The 25740-nt window shown below is 65.5% G+C and carries 23 protein-coding genes; 7 read left to right on the plus strand and 16 right to left on the minus strand.

The window, feature by feature from the left end; genetic code table 11:
• Positions 1-66: 66 nt before the first annotated feature.
• The 6 genes from AC5RVY_RS00160 to mtrA all read right to left on the minus strand — a co-directional run bounded on the left by AC5RVY_RS00160 (position 67) and on the right by mtrA (position 7469).
• Positions 67-1293: a winged helix-turn-helix domain-containing protein gene (locus tag AC5RVY_RS00160; protein ID WP_493952710.1), complete on the minus strand. Its 1227-nt coding sequence runs from the start codon at positions 1291-1293 to the stop codon at positions 67-69.
• Between the two features lie 32 nt (positions 1294-1325).
• Positions 1326-2051 (minus strand): ribosome hibernation-promoting factor, HPF/YfiA family, encoded by a 726-nt coding sequence (gene hpf, locus AC5RVY_RS00165; RefSeq protein ID WP_493952711.1) that lies wholly within the window; start codon positions 2049-2051, stop codon positions 1326-1328.
• Positions 2052-2195: 144 nt separating this feature from the next.
• On the minus strand, positions 2196-3119 hold the full coding sequence (locus AC5RVY_RS00170) for a ComF family protein (RefSeq protein WP_493952712.1): 924 nt from the start codon (positions 3117-3119) through the stop codon (positions 2196-2198).
• 81 nt (positions 3120-3200) lie between these two features.
• Entirely contained in the window at positions 3201-4919 is a 1719-nt protein-coding gene (locus tag AC5RVY_RS00175) for an LpqB family beta-propeller domain-containing protein (protein WP_493952713.1), read from the minus strand.
• Positions 4916-6646 (minus strand): MtrAB system histidine kinase MtrB, encoded by a 1731-nt coding sequence (gene mtrB, locus AC5RVY_RS00180; RefSeq protein WP_493953665.1) that lies wholly within the window; start codon positions 6644-6646, stop codon positions 4916-4918. The genes AC5RVY_RS00175 and mtrB overlap by 4 nt, the downstream gene beginning before the upstream one ends.
• A 148-nt stretch (positions 6647-6794) precedes the next feature.
• Positions 6795-7469 (minus strand): MtrAB system response regulator MtrA, encoded by a 675-nt coding sequence (mtrA, locus tag AC5RVY_RS00185; protein WP_091415523.1) that lies wholly within the window; start codon positions 7467-7469, stop codon positions 6795-6797.
• A gap of 185 nt (positions 7470-7654) precedes the next feature.
• Between mtrA and AC5RVY_RS00190 the strand changes: the two genes are divergently transcribed.
• From AC5RVY_RS00190 to AC5RVY_RS00215, 6 genes are read left to right on the plus strand one after another with little or no spacing between them, the layout of a single operon-like run.
• A complete protein-coding gene (locus AC5RVY_RS00190) occupies positions 7655-8953 on the plus strand; it encodes a DUF7847 domain-containing protein (protein ID WP_493952714.1) in 1299 nt (432 codons plus the stop codon).
• The gene (locus AC5RVY_RS00195) at positions 8943-9611 is read left to right on the plus strand and encodes a DUF4129 domain-containing protein (protein WP_493952715.1); all 669 of its coding nucleotides are present in this window, start codon (positions 8943-8945) and stop codon (positions 9609-9611) included. The genes AC5RVY_RS00190 and AC5RVY_RS00195 overlap by 11 nt, the downstream gene beginning before the upstream one ends.
• Positions 9608-10816, plus strand: a complete 1209-nt coding sequence (locus AC5RVY_RS00200) for a DUF4350 domain-containing protein (protein ID WP_493952716.1) — start codon at positions 9608-9610, stop codon at positions 10814-10816. Before AC5RVY_RS00195 ends, AC5RVY_RS00200 begins: the two co-directional genes overlap by 4 nt.
• Complete coding sequence (locus AC5RVY_RS00205; RefSeq protein ID WP_493952717.1) at positions 10813-11853, plus strand: AAA family ATPase; 1041 nt, start codon at positions 10813-10815, stop codon at positions 11851-11853. Before AC5RVY_RS00200 ends, AC5RVY_RS00205 begins: the two co-directional genes overlap by 4 nt.
• Complete coding sequence (locus AC5RVY_RS00210; RefSeq protein ID WP_493952718.1) at positions 11853-13145, plus strand: DUF58 domain-containing protein; 1293 nt, start codon at positions 11853-11855, stop codon at positions 13143-13145. The genes AC5RVY_RS00205 and AC5RVY_RS00210 overlap by 1 nt, the downstream gene beginning before the upstream one ends.
• A 38-nt stretch (positions 13146-13183) precedes the next feature.
• Entirely contained in the window at positions 13184-13897 is a 714-nt protein-coding gene (locus AC5RVY_RS00215) for a DUF4166 domain-containing protein (protein ID WP_493952719.1), read from the plus strand.
• Between the two features lie 4 nt (positions 13898-13901).
• On the opposite strand, the gene AC5RVY_RS00220 is transcribed toward AC5RVY_RS00215, so the two are convergent.
• The 9 genes from AC5RVY_RS00220 to AC5RVY_RS00260 all read right to left on the minus strand — a co-directional run bounded on the left by AC5RVY_RS00220 (position 13902) and on the right by AC5RVY_RS00260 (position 24474).
• A complete protein-coding gene (locus AC5RVY_RS00220; RefSeq protein WP_493952720.1) occupies positions 13902-14969 on the minus strand; it encodes a uroporphyrinogen decarboxylase/cobalamine-independent methonine synthase family protein in 1068 nt (355 codons plus the stop codon).
• Positions 14966-15373: a chorismate mutase gene (locus tag AC5RVY_RS00225; protein ID WP_493952721.1), complete on the minus strand. Its 408-nt coding sequence runs from the start codon at positions 15371-15373 to the stop codon at positions 14966-14968. Before AC5RVY_RS00225 ends, AC5RVY_RS00220 begins: the two co-directional genes overlap by 4 nt.
• A 93-nt stretch (positions 15374-15466) precedes the next feature.
• Positions 15467-17182 (minus strand): ABC transporter ATP-binding protein, encoded by a 1716-nt coding sequence (locus AC5RVY_RS00230; RefSeq protein WP_493952722.1) that lies wholly within the window; start codon positions 17180-17182, stop codon positions 15467-15469.
• Positions 17179-18195 (minus strand): ABC transporter permease, encoded by a 1017-nt coding sequence (locus AC5RVY_RS00235; protein ID WP_493952723.1) that lies wholly within the window; start codon positions 18193-18195, stop codon positions 17179-17181. The genes AC5RVY_RS00230 and AC5RVY_RS00235 overlap by 4 nt, the downstream gene beginning before the upstream one ends.
• Before the next feature lies 1 nt (position 18196).
• Complete coding sequence (locus AC5RVY_RS00240) at positions 18197-19288, minus strand: ABC transporter permease (protein ID WP_493952724.1); 1092 nt, start codon at positions 19286-19288, stop codon at positions 18197-18199.
• Positions 19289-19415: 127 nt separating this feature from the next.
• Positions 19416-21050, minus strand: coding sequence for an ABC transporter substrate-binding protein (locus AC5RVY_RS00245; RefSeq protein ID WP_493952725.1), 1635 nt, complete (start codon positions 21048-21050; stop codon positions 19416-19418).
• A gap of 232 nt (positions 21051-21282) precedes the next feature.
• On the minus strand, positions 21283-22410 hold the full coding sequence (mnmA, locus tag AC5RVY_RS00250) for a tRNA 2-thiouridine(34) synthase MnmA (protein WP_493952726.1): 1128 nt from the start codon (positions 22408-22410) through the stop codon (positions 21283-21285).
• 137 nt (positions 22411-22547) lie between these two features.
• Positions 22548-23777, minus strand: a complete 1230-nt coding sequence (locus tag AC5RVY_RS00255; RefSeq protein ID WP_493952727.1) for a cysteine desulfurase family protein — start codon at positions 23775-23777, stop codon at positions 22548-22550.
• 31 nt (positions 23778-23808) lie between these two features.
• A complete protein-coding gene (locus AC5RVY_RS00260; protein ID WP_493952728.1) occupies positions 23809-24474 on the minus strand; it encodes a helix-turn-helix transcriptional regulator in 666 nt (221 codons plus the stop codon).
• Positions 24475-24604: 130 nt separating this feature from the next.
• Between AC5RVY_RS00260 and AC5RVY_RS00265 the strand changes: the two genes are divergently transcribed.
• Positions 24605-24985, plus strand: a complete 381-nt coding sequence (locus AC5RVY_RS00265; protein ID WP_493953666.1) for a hypothetical protein — start codon at positions 24605-24607, stop codon at positions 24983-24985.
• Here AC5RVY_RS00265 and AC5RVY_RS00270 read toward each other — a convergent pair.
• On the minus strand, positions 24982-25677 hold the full coding sequence (locus AC5RVY_RS00270) for a hypothetical protein (RefSeq protein ID WP_493952729.1): 696 nt from the start codon (positions 25675-25677) through the stop codon (positions 24982-24984). The genes AC5RVY_RS00265 and AC5RVY_RS00270 overlap by 4 nt on opposite strands.
• Positions 25678-25740 lie beyond the last annotated feature (63 nt).

A 25740-nucleotide genomic window follows, 5' to 3' on the forward strand; every position in this document is an offset into this window, starting at 1 on the left:
CGTTGCCGCCGAATTCTGGCGTTTTTAGTCTACGGGAGAGACACAGGCCCGGTACTTGTTTTTCCCTCAGAGCAGAGAGCGGCCCCTGCAGGAAACCTCCTGCGCCAGTTCCCTGGCAAGATCGCCCCGGGGACAGACTTCCACCCCGGTCAGCCCCAGCCAGTCCGCCATCAACCGCAGCTCGGCGGCGAGTTCGACGGCGGTGTCCAGCGGGGCGCCAGGCTCGGCAAATGCCGACCGGACCAGCAGTTTCCCGCCTGCGCGGTCGGCCTTCAGGTCTACCCGCGCCACGATCCGATCACGCAGGAGGAAAGGAAGGACGTAGTAGCCGTACCGCCTCTTATGTTCCGGTGTATAGATTTCGATCCGGTAATGGAAGCCGAACAGTTCCTCGAGTCGGCGCCGTTCAAAGACCAGCGAGTCGAAGGGGCTCAGCAGTGCCCGGCCGGTTGCACTTCGCGGCAGCCTGGCCTCTGAGTGGAGGAACACTTCCCGGTTCCAGCCCGCGACAGTCACCGGTTTTAGTCTGCCGGAAGCCACGAGGTGCTCCACTGATGCCGCCGCGGCCTTGATGGGGGTTCGGAAGTAATCGGCGAAACAGCGCACTGTGCCAATGCCGTGTGCTTGCGCGGCGGCGTCAATGAGCCGGTGCAGGGCCCCTGCGGCATCATCCTGCCCTGGTTCCACTTCGGGCAGATCCGGGAGCACCTTGGTGGTGAGCGCGTACCTCCTTTCAAACTGCTCGGTCCTGGAAGCCGCCGAAACAACGCCCTCCTCGAAAAGGTGCTCCAGTACCCTCTTGACCGCACTCCAGTTCCAGCCCCAGTTGGCGTTCTGCTTTTCTTCGACATGGCCTATGCGGTCTGCGATTTGGGCGGCAGTCAGGGGCCGTGCCGTTGCCAGCGTTTCCAGGATCCGGGCGGAGATGGTGGCCCGCACGGCCGGGTCCATGCTGTGGGCGCCAACCCAGTTGCGCTTCTGCCACAGGCGGAGGTCGGGGAAGTGTTCGGGCCGGATGAAGCTGGCTTCGTGCGCCCAGTACTCCACCATGCGCCGCGGGTGCGTGCCGGACATCCGCTGGAGGATGCTGCGGTCGTAGTTTCCGAGCCGGGAGAAAAATGGGAGGAAGTGGCTCCGGGCGAGGACATTGACGGAATCAATCTGGACAAGCTGGAGCCGGGCAAAGGTCCGGCCCACCGTCCGTGATGTCACGGGTCCGGCAGGCCGTCCTTTGTCGAGTCCCTGTGCTGCCAAAGCGATCCGCCGGGCCTGGTCCAGGCTCAGCGTCGCCACATCAGTCCTCTCTGTGGATGGTGTTTACCACCCTAGGCGTTGGCTGCTGCATCGTCAGAACGGTACGCGAGAATTTTTTCTTCCACCACGGTGTCACCCGGCTCGCATTCGTGGTCCAGGGTGATGACTCCGTAGGTCCAGCCGCGGCGCCGGTATACGACGGACGGCGTATTCGTGGCCTTATCCACGAAAAGGTAGAAATCATGGCCTACAAGTTCCATGTTATCCACGGCGTCGTCGAGCGAAAGCGAGGCGGCCGGGAAGACCTTGCGCCGGATCAGGACCGGTGAACTGCCGGCCGGGATGTCGTTATCGACATCGTAGGGAGACTTCTCCGCGGGCGCCGGGGCAGCTTCACTGCGGTGGCTCGCCTCGACATATATGGGTTCGTGGGCGCTGGCGGGTTCCAGTGTGGCGGTAGCTTCACGGACAGCTTTGGGGGTGTGGCGTCCGTGGTGGACTTTCTTGCGGTCCTTGGCGCGGCGGAGCCGCTCGAGCAGCTTGTTGTAGGCGAGGTCGAATGCAGCGAACTTGTCAGCGGCGCTTGCCTCGGCACGGATCACCGGCCCCCTGCCCAGTACTGTTACCTCAACAGTCAGCTGGTCGCCGGTCTGCCGTGAGTTGGTCTCCTTTGAAACTTTTGCATCGACGCGCTGGACCTTGTCCCCCAGCGACTCAATCTTTGAGATCTTCTCCCCGGCATATTCGCGGAACCGGTCTGAGACTGTCAGATTTCGTCCGCTGATCATAAACTCCATGGTGCCCTCCAAATGACTTCGGTGACACGACGGCAGCACTTCGCTGGGCCGATCTGTTTGACAGTCAAGCCCCTTCCCGAGCCGCCATCGACAGGTACATTCTGTTCTTGGTACCCACCACCGACGTTAGTTCATAGCCATCGGTTATTCATCCTTTCGTGGTTTATTTTTTTCTAAGTCATGCCCCTGGCCGCGGGCTTCAGCGGGTTGTGTGCCTGCGCCTGCAGAGTCCGGCGGGCGTGTCGCGGCGAGGACCACTGCGCCCGCCACGACGGCCCCCGCGAGGTGCAGTGCCCGCGCGGCTTCGGAGAGCGTCGCGCCCGTGGTGAGGACGTCGTCGACAATGACGCAGCGGTGGCCGGCCACCTGGTCCCGCCCCCGCCGCTGGACGCGCATGGACCCCCGTACCCGCCTGGCCCGGCCTCCGCGGTCGAGGCCTTTTTGGCCTCCGGGCAGTTGCAGGATGCCGGATCTGTTCTTTTCCAGCACGTCCCGCACGGGAAATTCCGGCAACTGCCGTAACACCTTCCGCAAAAGCAGGTGGACAGGGCTGAAGCCTCGCTTCATAAAGGCCGCGTTGCTGGTGGGGACGGGAACCAAAACCGTACCCGCTGTCCCGCCGGTGGCCGCTCGGATGGCACCGGCGAGCGCCCCGCCCAGGCTGTTGCCGAGCTGGTGCTGGCCGTGCCGTTTAAAGGACAGCAGGGCCTGCGCCAACTCCTCCCGGTAAACGCCTGCTGCCACTACCGGCAACAGCATGGCCCCGCCGACGTCCATCAGGGCGGGGGCGCCTTTTTCAGCCCGGAAGGGTTCCCGTGTCAGCTGGCGGACATGACGGTCGCAAGGGATGCACAGTGCCCGGTCCTCGGCCCCGCAACACACACAGTCCACCGGCACCGCAAGGGCGAGGAGATCCCCGGCTGCACCTGACGCCTGATCCACCAGGCGCAGCAAGGCGCTGCGGTAATCCGACCGGTGCCGGGCAGGCCGCTCAGCGGACGGGTTGAGGTCCGGATCAAGCCTGGCATTCCGGGACGCCCCGGACGGCATCGTGGATTTGCTGCTCACTGGTCAAGCATCTGCCCCGCTGCCCCCTGAGGGACGGACGCCACTGGCCTATGTGGACAGGATCCGGAAACAACCCCAGGTTCAGCCCGGGAAGGCAGGATCGAGGGGGCCTTTGATCTGCGGGGACCAGCCGTTGCCAAGCCGTTGGAAGACTCCCTCCGCGGATTGGGCGTAGATCTCCTCGGGGCCGTTGCCGGCGCTGAGGGCCACGAGCCCCGGCCAAGGGGCCAGCTGCTGCGGCTGGCCTGACGTGAGCGAGAGCAGCTCGGGGGTCACGTTCGAACCGGCGGCCCCCTTCATCACGGCAACGGTGGTGTCGCTGACCCATACGCCCTGGTCCGGGCCGCTTTCGGTGGCCAGGGTGACCGGTTGCGTAAGCTCGCGGGGCGTCCCGTCACCGCCCCGGATGATACCCGTGACCTGCACCCGGGTCTTGCCGTTTTGTTCGGAAATTACCAGCGCACGTACACCCTCGTGCGAGATCCGGAACTCCTTGACCGTCCGTCCGGACAGCCATGCCGGCGTCAGTGTGACCGAGGGGACGTTTGCGCCCTCAGCCACTCCAGTGGGGCGGTAGGCAACAACTTCGGTTTCTCCGGACGCACCGGGCCCCGCCGACCACAGCCAGTTATTGGGGCCGAAGGACGGCCGGGTCAGGGTGCTTCGCGTGATAAGCGCCCTGGCGGGCTGGCCGGGATTGATGCTGTAGAGGGTGGTGCGGCCTTCATTCAGGAACGCCGCCGTCTGTGACACCGGCGACTCCGCCGGGAACCGTGGTGTCAGCGAGGAGACCGGCTGCATATCCGGCAGCGGGGAAACCCTGTTGTTCTCATAGCGGACCAGTTCGTTGCCGCTCACGGCAATCTGGCGCGACGGTACGCTCTTGTCCACTACCGGCGGCAGGACCGAGCCGTTGTCCTCGACCCGGACCAGGTCCTGGTTGGCGCGGAGCTCAACGTTGACCACGTCCGGCTGGCTGCGGAAGGTCAAGGTCAGCTGCATTTGCATCCTCAGCCGGTCCTCGGGCGACGTCTCGGTAAGTTCCTTGGCGGTCAGGTCCACCTGCGCTGCCCCCGAGACAACGGGCACCGACTCGCGGGCCAGCTTGATCCCCGAGGGGAAGGCACTTGCAACGGCGCCCCGCAGGTACGGCGCGGGCCCCGCGAGCAGTGCACTGGTCATGGCCTTGACAGTCTTGTTCTTAATGAACCAGCGAACGTCGGGCACTGCATAAGTGAACGTCGGATCGTAAAAGTAGATGGGGTAGGCCCCGTAGATCACCTTGAAGGTTTCTTCGGCGATGGCTGTTCCATCGGGCAAGGCCGAAATCCGCCATTCGCCGTCCACCTGGGTGACTGTGACAGGGATTTTTTCGATGGTCCCTTCCGGTGACTGGGTTGCGATCCCGTCCGCGTCCACCGTATAGGCGACGTCGAGTTCGTAGTTGTAGACATTCTCGGTTTCACCGGGCACAACCCTGGCTTCCCGGTAAACGAGGGCGCGCTGGTCCGGTTTCCAGGAGACGGAGGAGGCCTGGGTCAGGTACTGGCGTGCGACGGCGTAATCGTCCTCGTAGCCGCTTCCGGCCCGGTAGAAGTAGTCGATGATGGTTTCCGCTGAAGCGCCCGGCTGGGGCGCTGCCGGCAGGAACACCGGTGCGCTGAGGTTGCCGGCGCTGCTCTCGCTGCTTTTGCCCACCGGTCCGGACGTGGGAATCCGCGCGCACCCGGCCAGCACAACCAGCAGGAACACCAACAGGGAAACTGCCGCCCTGGTTCCGGGAGCGGTGCGGCCGGTCATGGAGTCTCCTTTGCGGCAGCCGCCGGGGCAAGCGGAGTGCCGGCCTCAAAGACCAGCATGTTCCTGTTATCTGTTGCCCCAGGGATGGTGATGTCCTCCGGTTCGAGCTGCACGGGCGATTTGTCGATCTCTTCGCCCTGGCGCAGGGGCAGCGTCAGCCGGAAGTTGGCACCGCTGCCCTTCTTGCCCCACGCCTGCAGCCACCCGTTGTGGAGCTTGGTGTCCTCCATGGCGATGGACAGTCCAAGGCCGCTGCCGCCGGTGGTGCGGGCGCGGGCCGGGTCTGCCCGCCAGAACCTGTCAAAGACACGCGCCGCTTCGGCCGGCGCCATGCCTATCCCCTGGTCCCGGACAGCAATTCCGACGGCGGTTTGGCTGGCTGCCACTGTGACGGTTACCGGCTTGCCTTCGCCGTGTTCAACGGCATTGAGGATGAGGTTCCGCAGGATGCGGTCGATCCTGCGGGCGTCCATTTCCACAACGATGGCGCCCGCGGGGGCGCTGAGGATGATTTCAGAGCCGTATTCGGCGGCGACCGGCGAGGCGCCTTCGATCACGTGGGCCACCACCTGCAGGATGTCCTCCGGCTCGGCGTCGAGCACCGCAACGCCGGCGTCGAAGCGGGAAATCTCCAGCAGGTCCGACAGCAGGGACTGGAACCGCTCCACCTGGTTGTAGAGCAGTTCTGCCGAGCGCTTGTTGATGGGGTCGAAGTCCTCCCGGGCGTCGTAGAGCACTTCGGCGGCCATCCGGACGGTGGTCAACGGTGTCCGGAGTTCATGCGAGACGTCGGAGACGAAGCGCTGCTGCATTTGGGACAGCGTAGCCAGCTGGGTGATTTGCTCCTGGAGGCTGGCCGCCATGTGGTTGAAGGAGGCCCCCAGCCGTGCCACCTCGTCTTCACCGCGGACCACCATCCGCTCCTGCAGCTGGCCGGCCGCGAGCTTTTCGGAGACCATCGCGGCGTGGCTGACCGGGCTGACCACGTTGCGGGTGACGTACCAGGCGATGGCGCCGATCATCAGGACCAGCACGGCCCCGCCGGCCCACAGTACGCTTTGAATTTCGTCCAGGGTCTGCTGGGCGGTGTTGAGGTCGTAGATCAGGTACAGCTCATAAACGGTGCCGTTAAAGGTCACCTTGTTGCCCACTGCGATGCCGGGGCGGTCCTCGGTGCCTACGGGGATGACGGTTGAGGCCCAATACTGGTCTTTCCCGGACTCCTGGACGGCCTTGCGCAGTTCCGGCGGGATGACACTGACGGTCAGCTGGTCCGAGGCGCGTGATTCCACCCACCGGTTCCGCGGTTTGGTCTGTTCGGGCATCGCCTCAAAGACGTACCTGCGCTGGATCACGGAACCGCGGCCCTCCACCGCGTTCAGGGTGTCGTACACCAGGGTGATCACGCTGGACTGGTCGGTGACCTGCGCGCCGTCGAACGTGTCCTGGACCTGCTTGACGTTATAGCGCGTCTCCGACTCCGCCTGGGTCAGCCGCTCCTGGAAGAGGTTATTGGCGATCTGGTTTGAAAGATACGCGCCCACCACGGCAAAGGAAGTGATGGCCAGGAGCAGCGTGGTCAGGACGGTGCGGAACTGCAACGACCGGCGCCACCGCTGCTGCAGTGCCCGCCCGATGTACCTCAGGGCAGGAAGGAATTTTCGGAACCCTGTACGCACCAGCCGGGCAACGCGCAGGCTGACAATCAGGGCGCGCCGCTGCCAGATCCTGGCCTGGAACCAAAGCCGGTGAAGGGCTGAAGTGCGGGCAGCGGTGTGTTCCGGGGCATTGTGGTGCCCGGTCCCGTGGGGCACGGGTTCGGCAGAACTTCCCGTGGCGGGCTTGTTTGCAGCTCCCCCCGGGGGAACTGCGGGGTCAGGCCCCTGCTTTGTAGCCGACACCACGCACCGTCAGGACAACTTCCGGAGCTTCCGGGTCCTGCTCGATTTTGGACCGGAGCCGCTGGACATGGACATTAACCAGCCGCGTATCGGCAGCATGGCGGTAGCCCCAGACCTGTTCGAGCAGCAACTCCCGGGTGAACACCTGCCACGGTTTGCGGGCGAGGGCCACCAGGAGGTCGAATTCCAGGGGGGTCAGGGAAATCCTCTCGTTGCCCCGGCTCACCGTGTGGCCGGCGACGTCGATGGTGATGTCCGCGATCTTGAGGGTTTCGGGGGCCTTCTGGTCGCCGGGCCGAAGCCGGGCGCGGACGCGCGCCACGAGTTCGGCCGGTTTGAACGGCTTGGGCACGTAGTCGTCGGCGCCTGATTCAAGCCCGCGGACGACGTCGGACGTGTCCGACTTGGCGGTGAGCATCACGATGGGCACATCTGATTCGGAACGGATCTGCCGGCAGACCTCGATGCCGTCCACACCGGGAAGCATAAGGTCCAGCAGGACAAGGTCCGGCCTCGATGAACGGAAAACGTCCAGGGCCTTGGCGCCGTCGGCGCAGAAGACTGGTTCGAAGCCGTCATTGCGAAGCACAATTCCGATCATTTCGGCCAGCGCTTCGTCATCGTCTACCACCAGAATGCGTGCCTTCATAGTTATATATTCCCTTATCGGGCATGCTTTGTCCTGTTCAGGGGCCTTGCGGCATGGCGGAACGCTAGGTAGCCGTGCCCGCGGAACTATAGGCTGGGAGCATTGCCGGACGTTTCCGGTGCCCACCGTTCCGACGCGGCCCGGGCCTGGCTGCGAGGCACTGGTACAGGGGGAAGGAAACACGGGTGTCAGAACAGGATCCGGGCATGCAGCCGCCCCAGGGCGGGGGCGTGCCGCCACCCCGGCCTGGCCAACAGCCCCAGTGGGGCCAGCAGCCCCAATGGGGCCAGCAGCCCCAGTGGGGCCAACAGCCTGAATGGGGCCAGCAGCCCCAGTGGGGCGGGCCGCCTGCCTGGGGCCAGCCGCAAGGCCAGCAGCACTGGGGTCCGCCGCAGCCTCCATACCCGGGGTACCCCTACGGCCAGCCCCGCTACATGGCCCCGCCCAAACCGGGGATCGTCCCGCTTCGCCCCCTGATGTTCGGTGAGATCCTAGATGGCTCCTTCCAAACAATCCGGCGAAATGCCAAAGCCATGCTCGGCGCTTCCCTCCTCGCCCAGTCGCTCGGCGCCATCCTTGCAGCTGTGGTTACGGCGGTGACCGCAACATCCATGGTTTCCATCGAAAACTGGGCAGAAAGCGCAAGCCCGGCCGACCTCGCCTCATTGGGCCTGGGCTTCGCAGGTGCCGTCCTGGTGGTTGGTGTGCTTACCCTCTTTATCTCGGCCGTCCTCCAAGGAGCCATGGTGGTGCCCGTGGCGCGGTCCATCCTCAACCGCCCCACGGGTTTCCGGCAGATGTGGACCCTGGCACGCTCCCGGGCCTGGACGCTGGTCCGCCTGGCCGCGCTGATGATGCTGGCCGCCCTGCTCGCGTTCCTGCTTTTCGCGGGCCTGGCCGTCGCGGTGACCTCCACTGTGGAAGGCGCCGGGGTCCTGCTCCTCATTCCCGTGATTCCCGCTGTTGTTGCACTGCTTGTGTGGATCTATATCAAGCTGATGGTGGCGCCTGCCGCCGTCGTCATCGAAGAACTGGGCGCGCTGTCTGCCTTGCGCCGCTCGTGGTCGCTGACCCGTGCCAACTGGTGGCGGCTCCTCGGCATCACCCTGGTGGTGGGCATCATGGTGGGCATCATCGGGCAGGTGGTCATGATCCCGGTGAGCCTGCTGCCCACATTCCTCTCCGGTTTCCTGTCGCCGCATGCAGGCAGTGAGCAGGAGATCACGGTGGCGGTTGCCGTAGGGGTGGCCACCGTCATCGTGGGCGCGGTGGTGGGAGCAGTGGGGTACGCCTTCCAGACCTCCGTGATGGCCTTGATCTACATGGACCTCCGGATGCGCAAGGACGGCCTGGACATCGCACTGCTGCACCAGCTGGAAACCGGGGCGGATCCGGAGGGCATACCGGGCCGCGGGATGAGCGCCCCCAGGCATGGACCTGTTCCCGGCACCGGCCAGCCCGGGATGTGGCCGGATGTCCGCTGAACCTCCTGTTCTGCCAGGAGCGGAGGAAGCCCGCCGTTGGGCCGCCGAGGAACTGGCCAAATCCGAATACCGGGATGCCGAACCTGGCTGGCTCGCATCGCTGTGGCGCAGCTTCCTGGACTGGCTCCAGTCCCTGGACGGACCGCCGGGGGCCGACGCGCCAGTGCCGAGCCCTGTCATCGGAATCGTCATCGCCGTGGTCATCGCCATCGCCGTCATCCTGGCCCGGCCCCGGCTGAACCCGAAGGCGCGGCAGGCCAAGGAAATTTTCGACGCTGACAGCGAGCTCGCTGCCCCGGACTACCGCCAGCGCGCAAGCGCTGCGGCCGCGGCCGGGAAGTGGGGGGACGCCGTCGTCGACCGCTTCCGTGCCCTGGTACGTTCGGCGGAAGACCGCGTTGTGCTGGATCCCCAGCCGGGCCGGACCGCCGACGAAGCCGCCCTCGCCCTGTCCCGGCCCTTCCCTGCCGAAGCAGCGCGCCTGGATCAGGCCGCCAGGACCTTCGACGCCGTCCGCTACGGAAACTGGACGGCCGGGAGCCACGAGTACGAGGCCATATGCAGGCTGGACACGGATCTTGAGGCCGCCAGGCCCGTCTGGCCCGGCGCCGCGCCAGAGGATGATTCAGCCCGGCCGGATACGGCGGTGCTGCCATGACCGGGGTGCTCCAGGAAGCAGCCGGGCAGGAGGACGGAGCCAACAGGAACACCAGTCCAGGCCCGCGGGCAGCGTCCGGCGTGAATTTCTTTCGGCGCCACCGCGGCACAGCAGCCCTTGCCGCCGTGGTGGCCGCGGCGTTGGGCATGCTCATCTGGGGGCAATTGGCGCCGAAGGGCGACGGTATTCCCTTGTCCATCCGCAATCCCGGTCCGGAGGGGGCCCGGGCGGTGACCGAAATCCTGGGCCGCCACGGGGTAACGGTCCACGACGCCGCAAACTTCGAAGAGGCCATGGCCTCGTTGGAGGACAGCGACTCCCCCACTCTCCTGCTCTACGACCGGAACGGGTACCTGGACGAGGCCCGGCTCCCCGAACTGGCAGGCGCGGCCGGACGGGTAGTGGTGGTTTCGCCCAGGCTGCGTACTCTGACCGCGCTGGACGAGGGAATCAGGCAAGCGGGCGTGGTGCCGGAGTCGGCCCGCATGCTCGAGCCCGGTTGTTCCCTCCCGGATGCCGAAGCTGCCGGCCAGGTCACCGGGGAGTCGGGCTTCGTGTACGACGGCGGGACGTCCTGTTACCGGCCCGCCGGCTCTGCCGCCGGGCTGCTTGCCGTCAGCGGTGACGGCCACGTGACGGTGCTGGGCAGTACCGCTGTCCTTAGCAATGGCAAGCTCGACGATCTGGGGAACGCCGCACTGGCCATCCGTACCCTTGGCAGCTCGCCGGACCTCGTGTGGTACCTGCCATCCTTGGAAGACCTGGACACCACGGGTTCCCCGCAAACACTCAATGAGCTCGCACCGGACTGGTCACGCTTTGTGGGGCCGTGGCTTGCCCTGGTGGCGCTGGCGGCCATTGTGTGGCGGGGGCGCCGGCACGGACCGCTGGTGTTCGAGCCGCTGCCTGTGGTGGTCAAGGCGGTGGAAACAGCGGAAGGAAGAGCCCGCCTGTACCAGGATGCGCGCGCGGTGGAGCAGGCCCGGGACAACCTCCGGGCCGGGACCCTGGTACGGCTCGCCAGGAATATGCGCGTTGGTCCGGCCGCCACCGCGGATGACGTTGCGGAAGCGGTGGCCCGGTTCCTGGCCCGGCCCTCCCCGGACATCAAGCAGATCCTGAATGAACATCCCCGCACCGAGGCACGGCTCGTGGCCTGGGCGCAGGAACTGAACACCCTAGAGAAAGAGGTCAGTAGCCGATGAGCGAACAAGGCAGCGGCCCCCGGGTCCTTGATTCCACTGGACATGATTCCGCCGGGCATGGTTCCGCCGGGCAGAATGCGGACGGAAACGCTTCGGCGCGGCAGGCCCTGCTGGATGTCCGCAACGAGGTGGCAAAGGCCGTAGTTGGGCAGGACTCTACGGTCACCGGCCTGCTGATCGCCCTGCTCTCGCAGGGGCATGTGCTGCTGGAAGGTGTGCCCGGCGTGGCCAAGACCCTCCTGGTGCGTGCACTGTCCGCGGCATTGAGCCTCGACACCAAACGGGTGCAGTTCACCCCCGACCTGATGCCGGGGGACGTCACGGGGTCTCTGGTCTACGACTCGCACACTTCTGAATTTTCGTTCCGGGAGGGCCCGGTGTTCACCAATCTCCTGCTGGCTGACGAGATCAACCGGACCCCACCCAAGACGCAGGCCTCTCTGCTTGAGGCGATGGAGGAACGGCAGGTCTCCGTGGACGGCGCCTCCCGTCCCCTGCCTTCCCCGTTCCTGGTGGCCGCCACCCAGAACCCGGTGGAGTACGAGGGAACCTACCCCCTCCCCGAGGCACAGCTGGACCGGTTCCTGCTCAAGCTGACCATGCCGCTGCCGGAACGGCGTGACGAGATAGAGGTCATCCGGCGGCACGCAGCGGGCTTTGATCCCCGCGACCTTGCCGGGGCGGGTGTCCGCGCCGTGGCGGGGACGGCTGATCTGGAGCGGGCGCGGCAGGCGGTGGGCACTGTGGTGGTGGAGGCCGAAATTATCGCCTACATCGTGGACCTGGTGCGGGCTACGCGTTCCGCGCCGTCGTTCCAGCTTGGCGTTTCGCCCCGCGGAGCAACGGCACTGCTGAACACGTCCCGCGCCTGGGCCTGGCTGTCGGGGAGGAGCTACGTCACCCCTGACGACGTCAAAGCCCTGGCGCTGCCCTGCCTCCGGCACAGGGTGACGCTGCAGCCGGAAGCGCAGATGGACGGGGTCCGGGTGGATGACGTGCTGGGCAGCATCCTGGCGTCCGTTCCCGTACCCCGCTGATGGCCATTTCCGGACGGTTTGTCTTACTGGTGCTGGTGGGCCTGGTGCCGGTCCTGGTGCTGCCCGGCTGGGGAACGGTCTTCCTTGTCGCGGTCAGCCTGGCGGCCGTGGCAGCCCTTGACCTTGCCTTGGCCAGCTCGCCGCGTCGGATCCATATCGTGCGCCGGGATCCCGGCAACGTGACACTGCACGGGACGGCAGAGTCCGTGCTCACTGTCACCAACGACGGCGGCCGGCGCCTCCGCGGAACCGTCCGGGATGCCTGGCAGCCCTCCGCCGGAGCCAGGAATCCGGTGCAGGACCTTGACGTTCCGGCCGGCGAAAGCCGGCGGGCCAGAGTACGCCTTCACCCCATCCGTCGGGGAGACCTCAAGGCACCCCACGTCACCGTTCGCAGCTTCGGACCGCTGCTGCTCGCTGCCCGCCAGCGGACCATCGACTGCCCCGGGCTGCTCCGGGTACTGCCCCCCTTCCACTCCAGGCGGCACCTGCCCTCCAAGCTCCGCAAGCTGCGCGAACTGGACGGTAGGGCCGCAGTGCAGATCAGGGGTGCCGGCACGGAGTTCGATTCCCTTCGTGATTACGTTCCCGGTGACGACGTCCGGTCCATCGACTGGCGGGCAACAGCCCGGCGGTCTGCGGTGGTGGTGCGGACCTGGCGGCCGGAACGCGACCGCCGGGTGGTGATGGTCCTGGATACATCCCGGACTTCCGCCGCGAGGATAGGGGACGAGCCCCGCCTGGACACCGGCATGGAGGCCGCCCTGCTGCTCGGCGTCCTCGCCGAGCGGGGCGGGGACCGCGTGGACTTCCTGGCCTTCGACCGGCGGACCCGGGCCCGGGCCGGATCCGCCGGGCAGGGAAACCTCCTTGGCCAGCTGGTCCAGGCGATGGCCCCGCTGGAACCCGAACTCATCGAACTGGACTGGTCTGCCATCCCGGCCCAGGTCCGTGCCGTATCCGCCCACCGGTCCCTGGTGGTGCTGCTGACCTCACTGGAAGGCGGGGCGCCGGAGGAAGGCCTGATCCCTACTGCAGTGCAGCTGGCCCGGCAGCATGTTGTGGTGGTGGCAACTGTCCGGGATCCCCAGTTCGGCCTGATGCTGCAGGAACGGGACAATGCGGCCGGAGTCTTCCGGGCGGCCGCCGCGGAGCGCGCCCTCCTGCAGCAGGCAGCAGTGACGGCAGAGCTCCGTCAGCACGGTGTTGAGGTGGTGGACGCCGAGCCACAGGAGCTGCCGCCCCGGCTGGCCGACACGTACATCAGGCTTAAGGCGGCAGGTAGATTGTGAAGGTCCAGGCGATCCGTCCGCATCAGGAGGAAGTCTTTATGAGCGTTCCCATCTACCAGCAGGCCCTCGGACCGGACTACAGCCGGCTCCAGCCCGAACTGCAGGAGTACTTCGCGCTGGCGCCCGGCTCAGGCCAGTACGGTGTGGGCGAGGGGACCTTCGATGTGGTGGGCTGCCGGCAGGACTGGCTGCGTCCCCTGCTGCGGCTCACCGGCGGGGAGCAGGCGTTCTTCCCAGAGTACGGGGAGAACGTTCCGTTCCGGATAGAAAACTACGCGCATCAGGATCCGTTTGGCCGCTCCAGCCTGACTGCCCGGCGCGAGATCCGGTTTCCTGGCCGGACGCGGATTTTCCAGGACACCACGAGCTTGACTACGCGCAACGGAGCTCCCCAGCTGGTTGACTATGTGGGCCGGTACCGGCGGCTGGTGACAGACCTGAACCTGGGCGTTACGGCGGAAGGACGGCTCCGCGGTGTGTCGGAAGCCTCGCGGCTGTTTCTTGGCCCCCTCCGCATCCCACTGCCCGCCGCCCTGGATGCCAAAGCCTACGCCGAGCAGTGGTGGGACCCCGACGAAGGGAGCAACGGCAGGCACCGGATCCAAGTCAAGGTCATCCAGCCCCAGGTCGGCCTCGTCCTGGTTTACGCCGGCAGCTTCGACTACCGGCTGCGCCCGTACACCGGCCGAAGCTCCGCGCAGAGCTTCCTGCCGCAGTACGCGCACCCGGACCGCTGGGAAAACCGGGTGTAAGGTCCTAGCCCTGCGCCGCCTGGTTCAGCCCGTCCGCTACCTGCGTCAGCCGGCCGAGGACCGCCGTCGCCTCTGCGGGTGTCCGGTCCGCAAGTCCCGCCGAAGGTGTAACCCGCACGGCGCTTAGCCCATCCGGGGACAGGCCCAGCTGCCGCCACGGACGCCACACCGCCTCCACGCAGTCAGAGACTTTGGGCAGGGAGCCCCCCGCAACGTCCAGCGCGCCGATCCACAGCCGCTTGCCCGCCTCGGCGGCTCCCGCCAACTGCTCCCACTGCCGGGAGGTCAGCGCCCTCAGCGGAACCGCAATACCATCCGCTCCGGCGGCCAGGATCTGATCGAACGGTGCCTCGACTTCGGGAACGGAGATCACGATCTCCGCAGCACCGGCCGAACGTAATCCGTCCAGCACCACCCGCCAGGATTCCCGCGCCTCGGAGGCCGGGACTGCCCGCAGGGTTCGGTACCCGCTGGACGTGGGAATGGTGCCGGCCAGTACCGCCGAGACATCGGGCTCATCCACCTGGACCACCAGGCGGGCACCGGGAACGGCAGCCGCCACACGGGAGAGGTAGTTTCCTACTCCGGCCGCGAGGGAGGCGGCCAGGTCCCGCCGGGCACCATAGTCGATCAATGCGCGCTCGCCGTTATGCAGGTGAAGCCCGGCCGCCAGGCTGAGCGGCCCCACCAGCTGCACTTTGACCTCTTCAGCGGGCTTATCCTCGGCACCGGCCACATCGGCGAGGATGTTGATGTCCGTGGCGAGGGCGGAGGCAGCACGCCGGGAGTCCTTGCCGGGCCGGTCCACCAGGCGCCAGCCGTAGGGTTGGACGTCCACGGCAAGTTCTTCCAGCATGGTGGCCGTGCGTCCCAGGGCGTCTGAACCAACACCCCGGTCCGGCAGTTCGGCAAGGAACGGAAGGTGCGGGCTGCCCAGCTCGCCCCGGATGATTTTGGCTGCCTCCACGGGGTCCTCCCCCGGCCAGGGGCCCAGGGCCGTGGCCGTTACCTCCCGCGGCGGTGCCTCCTTGGCGCCGGTGGCCGCGCCCGGCTCGTGCCGCTCGCCCCTCACGCGAGGGCTGATGCCTGCGGGTGCTGGCCCGAGGCGGCTTCGTGGTCTTCGGCGATCGCCTCGTGATGCCGGATGACCTCACCGATGATGAAATTCAGGAACTTTTCCGCGAAGGCAGGATCGAGGTGTGCGTCTTCGGCCAGCCTGCGGAGCCTGGCGATCTGTGCTGCTTCGCGGCCGGGGTCGCCGGCGGGCAGCCGGTGGGCGGCCTTGAGGAAACCCACTTTTTGGGTTGCCTTGAAGCGCTCTGCCAGGAGATACACCAGCGTGGCGTCAATGTTGTCGATGCTGGAACGGATGGACAGCAGTTCAGCCATCACCGAGTTGTCCACCTGCCCGGCCAGTGAGCTGGCCGAGGGATCGTAGTCATCGGAGTCAGGAGCGTGAAGGTTGTGCTGCGTCATGCTTCAAGTCTATGGGCAGCCGCGGGAATCGACCGGCTGTTAAGCGCCGGTGCCGGCGTTACGCCGGCACCGGCGCCTGACGGATGCGGAGCGTCAGATGCCCAGCAATGCCTTGTTTTCTTCCCGCCGCCGCGCTTGTTCCTGCGGGTCCGGAACGGGCAGGGATGCGATGAGCCGCCGCGTGTAGTCGTGCTTGGGACTCCCCATGACCTGGCTGCCGATGCCCTGTTCCACCAGCTTGCCCTTGTACAGCACCCCCACCCACTGGGACAGGATGTCCACCACCGCCAGGTCGTGGCTGATGAAAAGGCACGCGAAGCCGAACTCCTGCTGGATGTCCCTGAACAACTCCAAAACCTTCGCTTGCACTGAAACGTCCAGTGCCGACGTCGGCTCGTCAGCGATCAGCAGCCGCGGATTGAGGCTTAACGCCCGTGCCAACGAGGCCCGTTGGCGCTGCCCGCCGGAGAGTTCGTGCGGGAAGCGTCCCGCGTACGACGCCGGCAGCTGGACTGATTCGAGCAGCTCACCCACACGCTTGCGCGTCTGTGCCGGGCTAGGCTTCGTGTGGATGATCATGGGTTCGGCGATGCAATCCCCGATGGTCAGTTGCGGGTTAAAGGAGGCTGCCGGGTCCTGGAACACAAAGCCAATGTCCTTCCGGAGCGGCTTGAAGGTCCGCTCCCGGAGGTTAAGCATTTCGTACCCCAGTACCTTGAGGCTGCCGCCGGTGGTCCTGTTCAAGCCGGCGATGGCCCGTCCGATGGTGGTTTTTCCGGAGCCTGATTCCCCCACCAACCCGAACACCTCCCCCCGGGAGAGGGTGAAACTCACCCCGTCAACAGCCTTGAACGCCGGAGTTCCAAGCCTGCCCGGATATTCGATGGTCAGGTTGTTGGCTTCCACCAGGAGTTCCTCGTCCTGGCGGGCCCGGCTGGTCAGTCCCTCGGAGGCCGAATTGTGCCCCAAGTGGGGCACCGCGGCGAGGAGTTTCCGGGTGTAGTCCTGCCGCGGTTCGGCAAACAGCGTATGGGCCGGAGCCTCCTCAACAACATCACCCTGGTACATCACCACCACGCGGTCGGCGAGGTCCGCCACAACGCCCATGTTATGCGTGATCAGCACAATGGACGTGCCGTACTTGGCGCGCAGGTCCCGGAGCAGTTCCAGGATCTCGGCCTGGACAGTGACATCAAGGGCGGTAGTGGGTTCATCGGCCACAATCAGTCCAGGGTTCAGGGCCAGCGCCGCCGCGATCACTACGCGCTGCTTCTGGCCGCCGGAGAACTGGTGCGGGTAGTAGTTGACGCGGCGCTCCGGATCGGGGATGCCTACTTTGCGAAGGGCATCAATGGCGCGGGACTTCGCCTCCTTGGCCGAAACCCTTTTTCCGCCGTCACTGCCGGCATGGGCCCTGATGCCTTCGGCGATCTGCCACCCCACCGTGAATACCGGATTCAACGCCGTCGAAGGCTCCTGGAAAACCATGGCAACGTCACGCCCCCGGATCTGGCGGAGGCGCGCGGCGCTGACGCTGATGACGTTGGCACCGTTGATCAGCACGGTGCCCGAGCTGGTGGCGGTTTCGGGAAGCAGACCCAGGATGGTTTTGGCGGTGACCGTTTTGCCGGACCCCGACTCCCCCACGATCGCCAGCGCTTCGCCCTTCCTGACCTCGAGGCTGACATCCTTCACTGCCTGGACATCACCGGCGTCGGTAGCGAAGGTCACCTTAAGGTGGTCGATGTCCAGTACCGGCTGGCCCGCACCGGCTTGCCGGCCGGGTGAGGGATCGATATTGATGGTCATGAGTTCCTCACTTCTGCTTCGATGGCCGCCGTGCCCGCAGGAACCGGGGAGCTGCCGCCGCCGGCGCGTGCGCGGCCGCGTAGCCGGGGGTCGTTCAGGTCGTTGATGCTCTCGCCCACCAGTGTCAGTCCGAGGACTGTCCAGACGATCGCAAGGCCGGGGAACAAGCCAGTCCACCAGATCCCTGAGGTGGTGTCCGCAAGCGCCTTGTTGAGGTCGAAACCCCACTCCGCGGCGGAGCTTGGTTCGATGCCGAACCCCAGGAAGCCCAGTCCAGCCAGGGTCAGGATGGCCTCGGACGCGTTGAGCGTAAAGATCAGGGGCAGCGTCCGGGTGGCATTGCGGTAGATGTGCCTGCTCATGATGCGGATGTTCGAGGCGCCCACCACCTTGGCCGACTCGACGAAGGGTTCCGCCTTTAGCCTGATGGTCTCGGCCCGGGTCACCCGGAAATACTGCGGGATGAACACCACCGTGATGGAGATGGCGGCCGCCAGAATCCCGCCCAGCAGGCTGGACTGGCCGCCGCTGATGACGATTGCCATGACGATGGCAACGAGCAGTGAGGGGAAGGCGTAGATGGCGTCCGCCACCACTACCAGGATGCGGTCCAGCCACCCGCCGATGTAACCACTCAGCAGGCCCAGGATGACACCGGCGAAGATGGAGAGGACCACGGCCACGATGATGACCAGCAGCGCGGTCTGGGTACCCCAGATGACGCGGGACAGGACATCATAGCCGCCAACGGTGGTGCCGAGCAGGTGCTTGCCGCCTGGTGCCTGCTGGGTGGGAAAGCTGCCATCGGCGTCGGAGAGTTGCGCGAACCCGTAGGGGGCGATCAATGGCGCGGCGATCGCTGTCAGCAGGAAGATGCCGGTCAGCAGGAGTCCCATGACCAGCATGGTGCGCTGGAGTCCTACGCTTTTCCCGAAATGCGAAATAACCGGCAGGCGCCGGTAGAAGGGGGCCCGTGGGTTGGCTACGGGCTCGATGGCCAAATCGGTGCTCATGTCAGTACCTCACGCGCGGATCGATCAGCGCGGCAACGATGTCCACGATGAAGTTGGTGACGGCGACAATAACGGCCAGCAGTACCACGATGCCCTGGACCGCCACGAAGTCCCGTGCGGTCAGGTAATTGGCCAGCTGGAATCCGAGCCCTTTCCATTCGAAGGTCTTTTCGGTCAGGACGGCACCGCCAAGCATCACTGCTATCTGCAGGCCCATCACGGTGATGATGGGAATCAGGGCCGGCTTGTAGGCGTGCTTGGTCACGAGCCGGAACTCACTGACCCCGCGTGACCGGCCGGCCTCGACGTAGTCCTTGCCGAGCGTCCCGATGACGTTGGTACGCACCAGCCGAAGGAAGATGCCTGCCGTGAGAAGTCCCAGGGCAAGGGCCGGCAGCACGGCATGTGCCAGCACGTCATTGAGGGCGGCCATGTTCCCGCTGCGCAACGCGTCGAGCCAGTAGATGCCCGTCGGCGCCTGCAGTGCTGTCAAGGCCAGTTCGCTGCTTGTTTTTGCCCTGCCGGCCACGGGAAGCCAGCCAAGCCAGACTGAGAAAACCAGCTTCAGCAGCAGGCCAGCGAAGAAGACCGGGGTGGCGTAGCAGAGGATTGCGAAGACCCTCAGCAGCGCGTCGGGAACGTGGTCGCGCCGGTGGGCGGCAAACATACCCAGCGGGATGCCCACCAGCAACGCGACGATGAGCGCGTTAATTGTCAGCTCCAGCGTCGCGGATCCGTAGGTGGTCAGCATCTCGGTCACCTTGCGGTTGTCCGACAACGTGGTGCCGAAATTGCCGGTGGCAAGCTGGCCCAAATACTCGAAGTACTGAACGAACAGCGGCCGGTCATAGCCGGCGGCATGGATTCGTTCCTGCAACTGCTCCGGGGGAAGCCTGCCGCCCATAGCCGCGGTAATGGGGTCACCGGTGATCCGCATGAGGAAGAACACCATCGTGACGAGGATGAAGATGGTCGGAAAGATCAGCAGGAAGCGGACAAGAATGTACTGGCCCAGCCCTCCACCTGCCGTCTTCTTCTTGGACGGAAGGAGCCCGTCGGCGTCGCTTGGCGGCGCGTCAATCAATGTTGTCATCGGTACCTGAATTCGTGGGTGACCGGGAGCCAGCAGTTCCCCTGTGCTGGCTGCTGACCGGCAAAAGGCGGGACGCCTGAGCGGCGTCCCGCCTCCGGCTGGTCAAAGCCCGATGGGGTGAACTGGGCTACTTGGAAAAGACGCCAAGCCGCGTCTTGAAGGAGGGATCAAGGGTCTTCTCGACGCCCTTGACATCCGCTCCGGCCACCAAGAGCTGCGCACCCTGGAGCAGCGGCAGCGTGGAAAGGTCCTTGGCCACCGCGGTCTGGGCATCACCGATCAGCTTCTGGCGTTCTGTCTTGTCCGGAGTCACCAACTGCTTCTTGATCAGGTCCGTGACGGCGGGGTTCTCATAGTGGTTCTTCAGGAAGTTGCCGGGGATGAAGAACTGTGTGAGGTAGTTGTCCGCGTCGGAGTAGTCCGGGAACCAGCCCAGCTGGTAGACCGGGTAGGCGTCTGCGGTGCGGGCCTTGGAGTAGGTCACCCACTCGGTGGACTGGAGGTCGACCGTGAACAGGCCGGACTTTTCCAGCTGGTCCTTGACCATGGCGTATTCATCGCCCGAGGACTTGCCATAGTGGTCCGGGTTGTACTGGAGCTTCAGGTTGACCGGTCCGGAAATTCCGGCGTCAGCGAAAGCCTTCTTGGCTTTGTCCAGGCTTGGCTTGCCGCTGCCATCACCGTACATGTCCTTCAGTGGCTTGGCCGCACCCGGGAGGCCGTCAGGAATCACCGAGTAGGCCGGGACATAAGTTCCCTTATACACCTGATCGGAGATGGCCTGCCGGTCCACGATGTTGGCCATCGCCTGGCGGACGGCCAACGCCTTCGCGGGGTCGGCCTCGGGAGTCTTGGCACCAAACGGCATGGTGTCGAAATTGAACACGATGTACCGAAGCTCACCACCCGGGCCCTTGTACACCTTGACCTTGGAATCCTTTTCCAGGTCCGCGGCATCGGTGGCCGTGAGGCTGCGCCCGGCAACGTCGATGTTCCCTCCCTGGACGTCAAGCTTCAGGTTGTTCGAATCGGCGTAGTACTTGATGACTGCACTGTCATTGGCCGGCTTGCCCAGCAGGCCGTTGTAGTCCGGATTGGCCTTGAGGCTGACCAGTTCATTCTTCTTGTACGAGTCAATGGTGTAGGGGCCGGCAAACGGCTTGCCGGCAACGATGTCCTCATCGGACATGACCTTTTCTGCGGGAAAGACTTCCTCGTCCACGATCGGCCCTGTGTTCGTACCAAGGACGCTGGGGAACACTTGGTCGTTGCCGTCCTTGAGGGTGAACACCACCGTGGTGTCGTCCTTGGCTTCCACTGCTTTCAGGTTGGACAAGAGGGAAGCGGGACCGTTCGGGTCCGCGATCTTGACCACACGGTCATAGGAGAACTTGACGTCCGAGGCAGTCAGCGCGTGGCCGTTGGCAAACTTCAGGTTCGGCTTGAGTTTCACGGTGAACTCGGTGGGGGCCGTGAATGAAGCGGATTCGGAGATGTCGGGGCTGGATTCAGCCGAACCGGGTTTTGAGTTCATCAGGAACGGGTAGACCTGGTTCATCACCAGGAAGGAACCGGCGTCATAGGAACCGGCCGGATCGAGCGTGACCACCTTGTCAGTCGTTCCGAAGGTGATGGCGCCGCCCGCTGCGTCGCCGGTCGAGGTTCCGCCTCCGCCTGACGGGCCCGTGCAGGCAGTCAGTGCGAGCGCGGAAATGCCTGCCAGCGCGATGGCGCCGTGCAGTACCTTGTTGCTCTTTGTCATCTGTGAACTTTCTGTTCGATGAGTACGCCCGGCGCCCGCAGGGGTGCATGTGGCCTTTGCGTCGGCGGGCAGTGCTGATCCCTTGATTCAATCAGAGAGTCAACCCTCAGAGCGGCCCATTTTGTGAGTTGAGACACAAAATTTACCTGATTGATCCGGGGCTCTCATTTGCCGGCGGCACAACGAACAAAGCCGCCCCGGCAAGGCCGGGGCGGTGTTGAAATCTGCAGGCCTAGAGTGCTGCGCGCTGCAGGGAACGGGCGGCGTCGATGGTCGCCTGGCCCAGGACCCTGCTGCCCTGGTAGAGGACAACCGTCTGGCCAGGTGCCACCCCGCGCAACGGGGTGACAAGCGTGACGACCAGCTGGGCGCCGTCTGATCCGTCGCGTTCCATGCGTGCTGTGGCCGGGACGGGGTCGCCGTGCGCCCGGACCTGGGCGTGGCACTCAAACTCTTCGCCGGTTTCCACTTCGTCGATGGGCAGTCCCGCCCAGGACACCTTGATGCCGCGGATTTCATCAATCGCGAGCAGCGCCTCCGGCCCCACCACCACCTTGTTCTCCTTGGGCCGGATTTCCAGGACAAAGCGCGGCTTTCCGTCGGCAGCCGGCGTCCCTAGCTTCAGTCCGCGCCGCTGCCCCACGGTGAAGGCGTTGGCGCCCGGGTGCTCCCCTACCTTTGCGCCGGTTTCGTCCACGATGTCGCCGGTGGCCATGTCGATTTTCTCTGCGAGCCAGCCGGCGGTGTCGCCGTCGGGGATGAAGCAGATGTCGTGGCTGTCCGGCTTGTTGGCCACGGACAGTCCGCGGCGCTCGGCTTCTGCACGCACTTCAGCCTTGGATGGTGTGTCGGCCAGCGGGAACATGGAGTGCTTCAGCTGCTCGTGGGTCAGGACACCAAGGACGTAGCTCTGGTCCTTGGCCCAGTCAGCGGCGCGGTGGAGTTCGGGGTTACCGTCGGCGTCCTCGATGACCTTGGCGTAGTGTCCGGTGCAGACGGCATCAAATCCCAGCGCGATGGCCTTTTCCAGCAGCGCGGCGAACTTGATCCGCTCATTGCACCGCATGCACGGGTTTGGCGTCCGGCCGGCCGCGTATTCATCAATGAAGTCCTGGACGACGTCTTCCTTGAAGCGTTCGGAAAAGTCCCACACATAGTAAGGAATGCCCAGGACGTCGCAAGCCCGCCAGGCATCGCGGGAGTCTTCGATGGTGCAGCAGCCCCGGCTTCCCGTGCGTAGAGTCCCGGGCATGCGGGACAGCGCCAGGTGGACACCGACGACGTCGTGCCCCGCCTCGACGGCGCGGGCGGCGGCAACGGCGGAGTCAACTCCGCCGCTCATGGCTGCTAGAACTCGCATGGTGGCTTTCTGTCAGGTGGTACCGGCTCTTGGCCGGTGATGGCTGCCGGTGCTGTTTCAAAGTGGTGTGGGGAGACATCCAGGCTCCCGGAAACGATCTTCGCCTATCCATTCTACGGCCTGCCGCAAGGGCAGCCTCAGCGGCCGCCCAAACCCTGCCGGGCAACGGTGCCGGCGGTCTGGATGGAGGATTCATGGCCGGCCATTCCAGCCTGCCGCGCCCTGGCGTAAGCGGCCGGGAGGGCCGCGAGCAGCGCATCGACGTCCTTGTCGGTGGAGGAGTGCCCCAAGGTGAAGCGCTGGGCCCCTCGGGCCGTTTCCTCGTCCAGCCCCATGGCGAGCAGCACATGGGAGGGCCGGGGCACCCCCGCGGTGCAGGCTGACCCCGTTGAGGATTCCACTCCCGCCAGGTCCAGCAGGAAAAGCAGGGAATCCCCCTCGCAGCCGGGGAAGGTGAAGTGGGCATTGCCGGGGAGACGGCCGTTCCCGGGCGCGCCGCGCAGGACCGCTTCCGGCACCCGCTGCCGGACGCCGTCGACCAGCCGGTCGCGGAGGGCGGCAATCCGGACAGATTCAGCTTGCAGGTTGGCCACAGCATTCTCCGCGGCCGCAGCAAAAGCGGCGATCGAGGCGGTGTCCAGCGTGCCGGAGCGGACGTCGCGCTCCTGCCCGCCGCCATGCTGGACCGGGGTGAGTTTTACCGCCCTGCCCAGCAAGAGCGCTCCCACCCCCACGGGACCACCGATCTTGTGCCCGGAGATGGACATGGCGTCCAGCCCGGACGCTTTGAAATCGACAGGCACCGAACCGAACGCCTGTACTGCATCGGAGTGGACGGGAACACCGGCCGCGTGCGCCAATTCCACAATGCGGTGGATGGGCTGGATGGTCCCCACTTCATTGTTGGCCCACATCACGGTGAGCAAGGCAATGGAGTCTGCGTCACGGGCAAGTTCCGCTTCCAGGAACGCCAGGTCCACCACGCCGTTGCTGTCCACGGGGAGCCAGGTGACCTCGGCACCTTCGTGCCGCTCCAGCCACTCCACGGTGTCCATCACTGCATGGTGTTCGACGGCGGAACAGAGGATGCGCCGCCGGCCCGGCCTTTCGCCCTCGCGGGACCAATACAGTCCCTTGACTGCCAGGTTGTCAGCTTCAGTGCCGCCGGAGGTGAAGATCACTTCTGAGGGGTGGGCGCCGGCTGCTGCAGCGAGTGCCTCCCGGGCATCTTCCACGGCCCGCCGGGCACGGCGGCCCGAACCATGGAGGGATGACGGGTTGCCGGTGCGGGCGAGTTCACGCGTCAGGGCAGCCAGGGCCTCCGGAGAAAGCGGTGTGGTGGCGGCATGATCGAGGTAAACGGGCACCCTTATATTCTAGCGGCGGCGCCCTCGCCGTTCAGTTGGGCGGTGTGATCCGTGCACAACAGTGGCCGGGCATGCTGGCCGGCACCACCCTGCCGGCGGATGCGTCGAGGCGGTCCGCTGCTCCCTGCAGAAACGCCCCGTTCATGGTGCACACCACCCCGGGATGTTTGTCCGAAAGCCGGTGGAAAGGGCAGTTGGGCAGCAGGAAGCCACCGTCACCGTCCGGTTGGGGCCGGTAGCCCGCCTGGACCAGGAAGTCCTCAAGATTCTCGGCTGCATCCGCCATGGCGGCGCCCAACCGGAAGGACTCCGCAGGCAGGGTATCCGCGATGGGCTCGCCCACCGCTGTGGATTTTTCAATGGCTGCGGCCATCAGCTCCCCGGCCAGGTCATAGTTCCGGTCCGGTACGGTCGCGCCAATCTCGCCGGCAACAGGACGGTACATCTTGGCCGGGCGGCCCGAGCCGGGGCCGCCTTTTCCTGCCGGTTTATGGAACTCGACCGCCAGCAGGCCGTCCTGAACCAGGCGGTCCAGGTGGAAGGAAACGGTGCTGCGGGGAATTCCTGTGCGCTGGGCAACGTCGTCCCGGCCCAGCGCACCCGGGGATGACGCCACCACTTCAAAAAGCTGCCGGCGCTTCTCATCGCCCAGGGAGGCGAGGGCTGCCATGCGGTTCGCCCAGGAAAGTCTGGCCATTGCTCCACCAATCCAAAGTCAAGATGTATTGATTATAGACGTTGATGATTTCTAAAATTGGAGAACCTACTTTTAGAAGGAGCCTGTTGTGAAAACCACCCCAGCACTGCGAACCCATACCGTCAGCACCATGGAGCCGGCCAGGCAGGCCTTCCTGTTGCTGCGTACTATCTTCACCGTCGCGCCGATCATTTTTGGGCTCGATAAGTTCACGAACATCCTGACGGACTGGACCATGTACCTGGCACCGCAGGCCACGGCGGTGGTGCCCCTGCCTGCCCAGACCTTTATGTACGTGGTGGGCGTGGTGGAAGTCATCGCCGGTATCGCCGTCGCAGTCCGGCCGCGGTTCGGCTCACTCCTGGTGGCAGCGTGGTTGTTCGGCATCATCATCAACCTCCTGCTCCTGGGCGCATTCTTCGACGTGGCCCTGCGCGACTTTGGCCTGCTGGTCGGCGCCCTTGCGCTCAACCGGCTCTCCCAGCAGGCTGCCCGGCCTTCCGGGAACTAGGCCGACGGAGGCAGGACGGGCAGGAACCGGAGGGCGTCGGCCCTGGCCGCGGCCAGAGCCGACGCATCCGGGCATGAAACAGAAACGTAGACCGATGACCCCGACCTAGCGAAGAGCCGGGCCAGCACGGCAGTGGCCCTGCCGCCTGGCGCCGCTTCTTCAAGGACCAGCACCTCCACTGCATGGCCGGGAGCGGACCCCTCACCGCCCCACTGCAGCATGGCGGTTTTCAGGTACTCAGGGAGGATGGTGGGGTCAAGGTATTGAAAAAGCGCAATCGTTGACTCGCGGTCATCACCACGCGCCAGCACCGCTTGGTTGGCCCGGACCTTTGCGGCAACCAGGCATCCGTCAGCCTTAAGGTACTGGCTTTCACCCGCTACTTTGTCCTTCACCATCTTCCATCCAGGGGCATCCTTCAGTCCGTCGGCGATGCCCACCGGTACTCCTTGAGCGAGGATGCCGCCGGACGCGAACGGCAGGTCTTGCGCTGCTACCGCCTCTGCGTCGTGGCCAGGTGTGATGGTAGGGGTGGCGAGGACAGAGGCGGTTTCCACCGGCCGGGGCGCCGAAGGGTCGGGAACGCCAACGCTGCAGCCCGCGGTCAGGATGGAAGCCAGAACTGCAGCGGCAAGCGGCAACCACCCCGGCCGGCCCCGCCCGGCCAGTGCCGCCGTCGTCGGCTTTCCCATATCAGCCCCCATATGTGTCCTTGACCTGCCATTCCTTGCCTGCCGCCGCCGCAGCCGGCCTTC

It is taken from the genome of Arthrobacter sp. Ha26, assembly GCF_059091705.1.

Bases quoted from the DNA above. Each gene is read 5' to 3' on its own strand.
- hpf (WP_493952711.1), bottom strand. From the start codon at position 2,051: ATGGAGTTTATGATCAGCGGACGAAATCTGACAGTCTCAGACCGGTTC.
- AC5RVY_RS00175 (WP_493952713.1), bottom strand. From the start codon at position 4,919: ATGACCGGCCGCACCGCTCCCGGAACCAGGGCGGCAGTTTCCCTGTTG.
- mtrA (WP_091415523.1), bottom strand. From the start codon at position 7,469: ATGAAGGCACGCATTCTGGTGGTAGACGATGACGAAGCGCTGGCCGAA.
- AC5RVY_RS00195 (WP_493952715.1), top strand. From the start codon at position 8,943: ATGTCCGCTGAACCTCCTGTTCTGCCAGGAGCGGAGGAAGCCCGCCGT.
- AC5RVY_RS00200 (WP_493952716.1), top strand. From the start codon at position 9,608: ATGACCGGGGTGCTCCAGGAAGCAGCCGGGCAGGAGGACGGAGCCAAC.
- AC5RVY_RS00205 (WP_493952717.1), top strand. From the start codon at position 10,813: ATGAGCGAACAAGGCAGCGGCCCCCGGGTCCTTGATTCCACTGGACAT.
- AC5RVY_RS00210 (WP_493952718.1), top strand. From the start codon at position 11,853: ATGGCCATTTCCGGACGGTTTGTCTTACTGGTGCTGGTGGGCCTGGTG.
- AC5RVY_RS00215 (WP_493952719.1), top strand. From the start codon at position 13,184: ATGAGCGTTCCCATCTACCAGCAGGCCCTCGGACCGGACTACAGCCGG.
- AC5RVY_RS00225 (WP_493952721.1), bottom strand. From the start codon at position 15,373: ATGACGCAGCACAACCTTCACGCTCCTGACTCCGATGACTACGATCCC.
- AC5RVY_RS00230 (WP_493952722.1), bottom strand. From the start codon at position 17,182: ATGACCATCAATATCGATCCCTCACCCGGCCGGCAAGCCGGTGCGGGC.
- AC5RVY_RS00235 (WP_493952723.1), bottom strand. From the start codon at position 18,195: ATGAGCACCGATTTGGCCATCGAGCCCGTAGCCAACCCACGGGCCCCC.
- AC5RVY_RS00240 (WP_493952724.1), bottom strand. From the start codon at position 19,288: ATGACAACATTGATTGACGCGCCGCCAAGCGACGCCGACGGGCTCCTT.
- AC5RVY_RS00245 (WP_493952725.1), bottom strand. From the start codon at position 21,050: ATGACAAAGAGCAACAAGGTACTGCACGGCGCCATCGCGCTGGCAGGC.
- mnmA (WP_493952726.1), bottom strand. From the start codon at position 22,410: ATGCGAGTTCTAGCAGCCATGAGCGGCGGAGTTGACTCCGCCGTTGCC.
- AC5RVY_RS00260 (WP_493952728.1), bottom strand. From the start codon at position 24,474: ATGGCCAGACTTTCCTGGGCGAACCGCATGGCAGCCCTCGCCTCCCTG.
- AC5RVY_RS00265 (WP_493953666.1), top strand. From the start codon at position 24,605: ATGGAGCCGGCCAGGCAGGCCTTCCTGTTGCTGCGTACTATCTTCACC.
- AC5RVY_RS00270 (WP_493952729.1), bottom strand. From the start codon at position 25,677: ATGGGAAAGCCGACGACGGCGGCACTGGCCGGGCGGGGCCGGCCGGGG.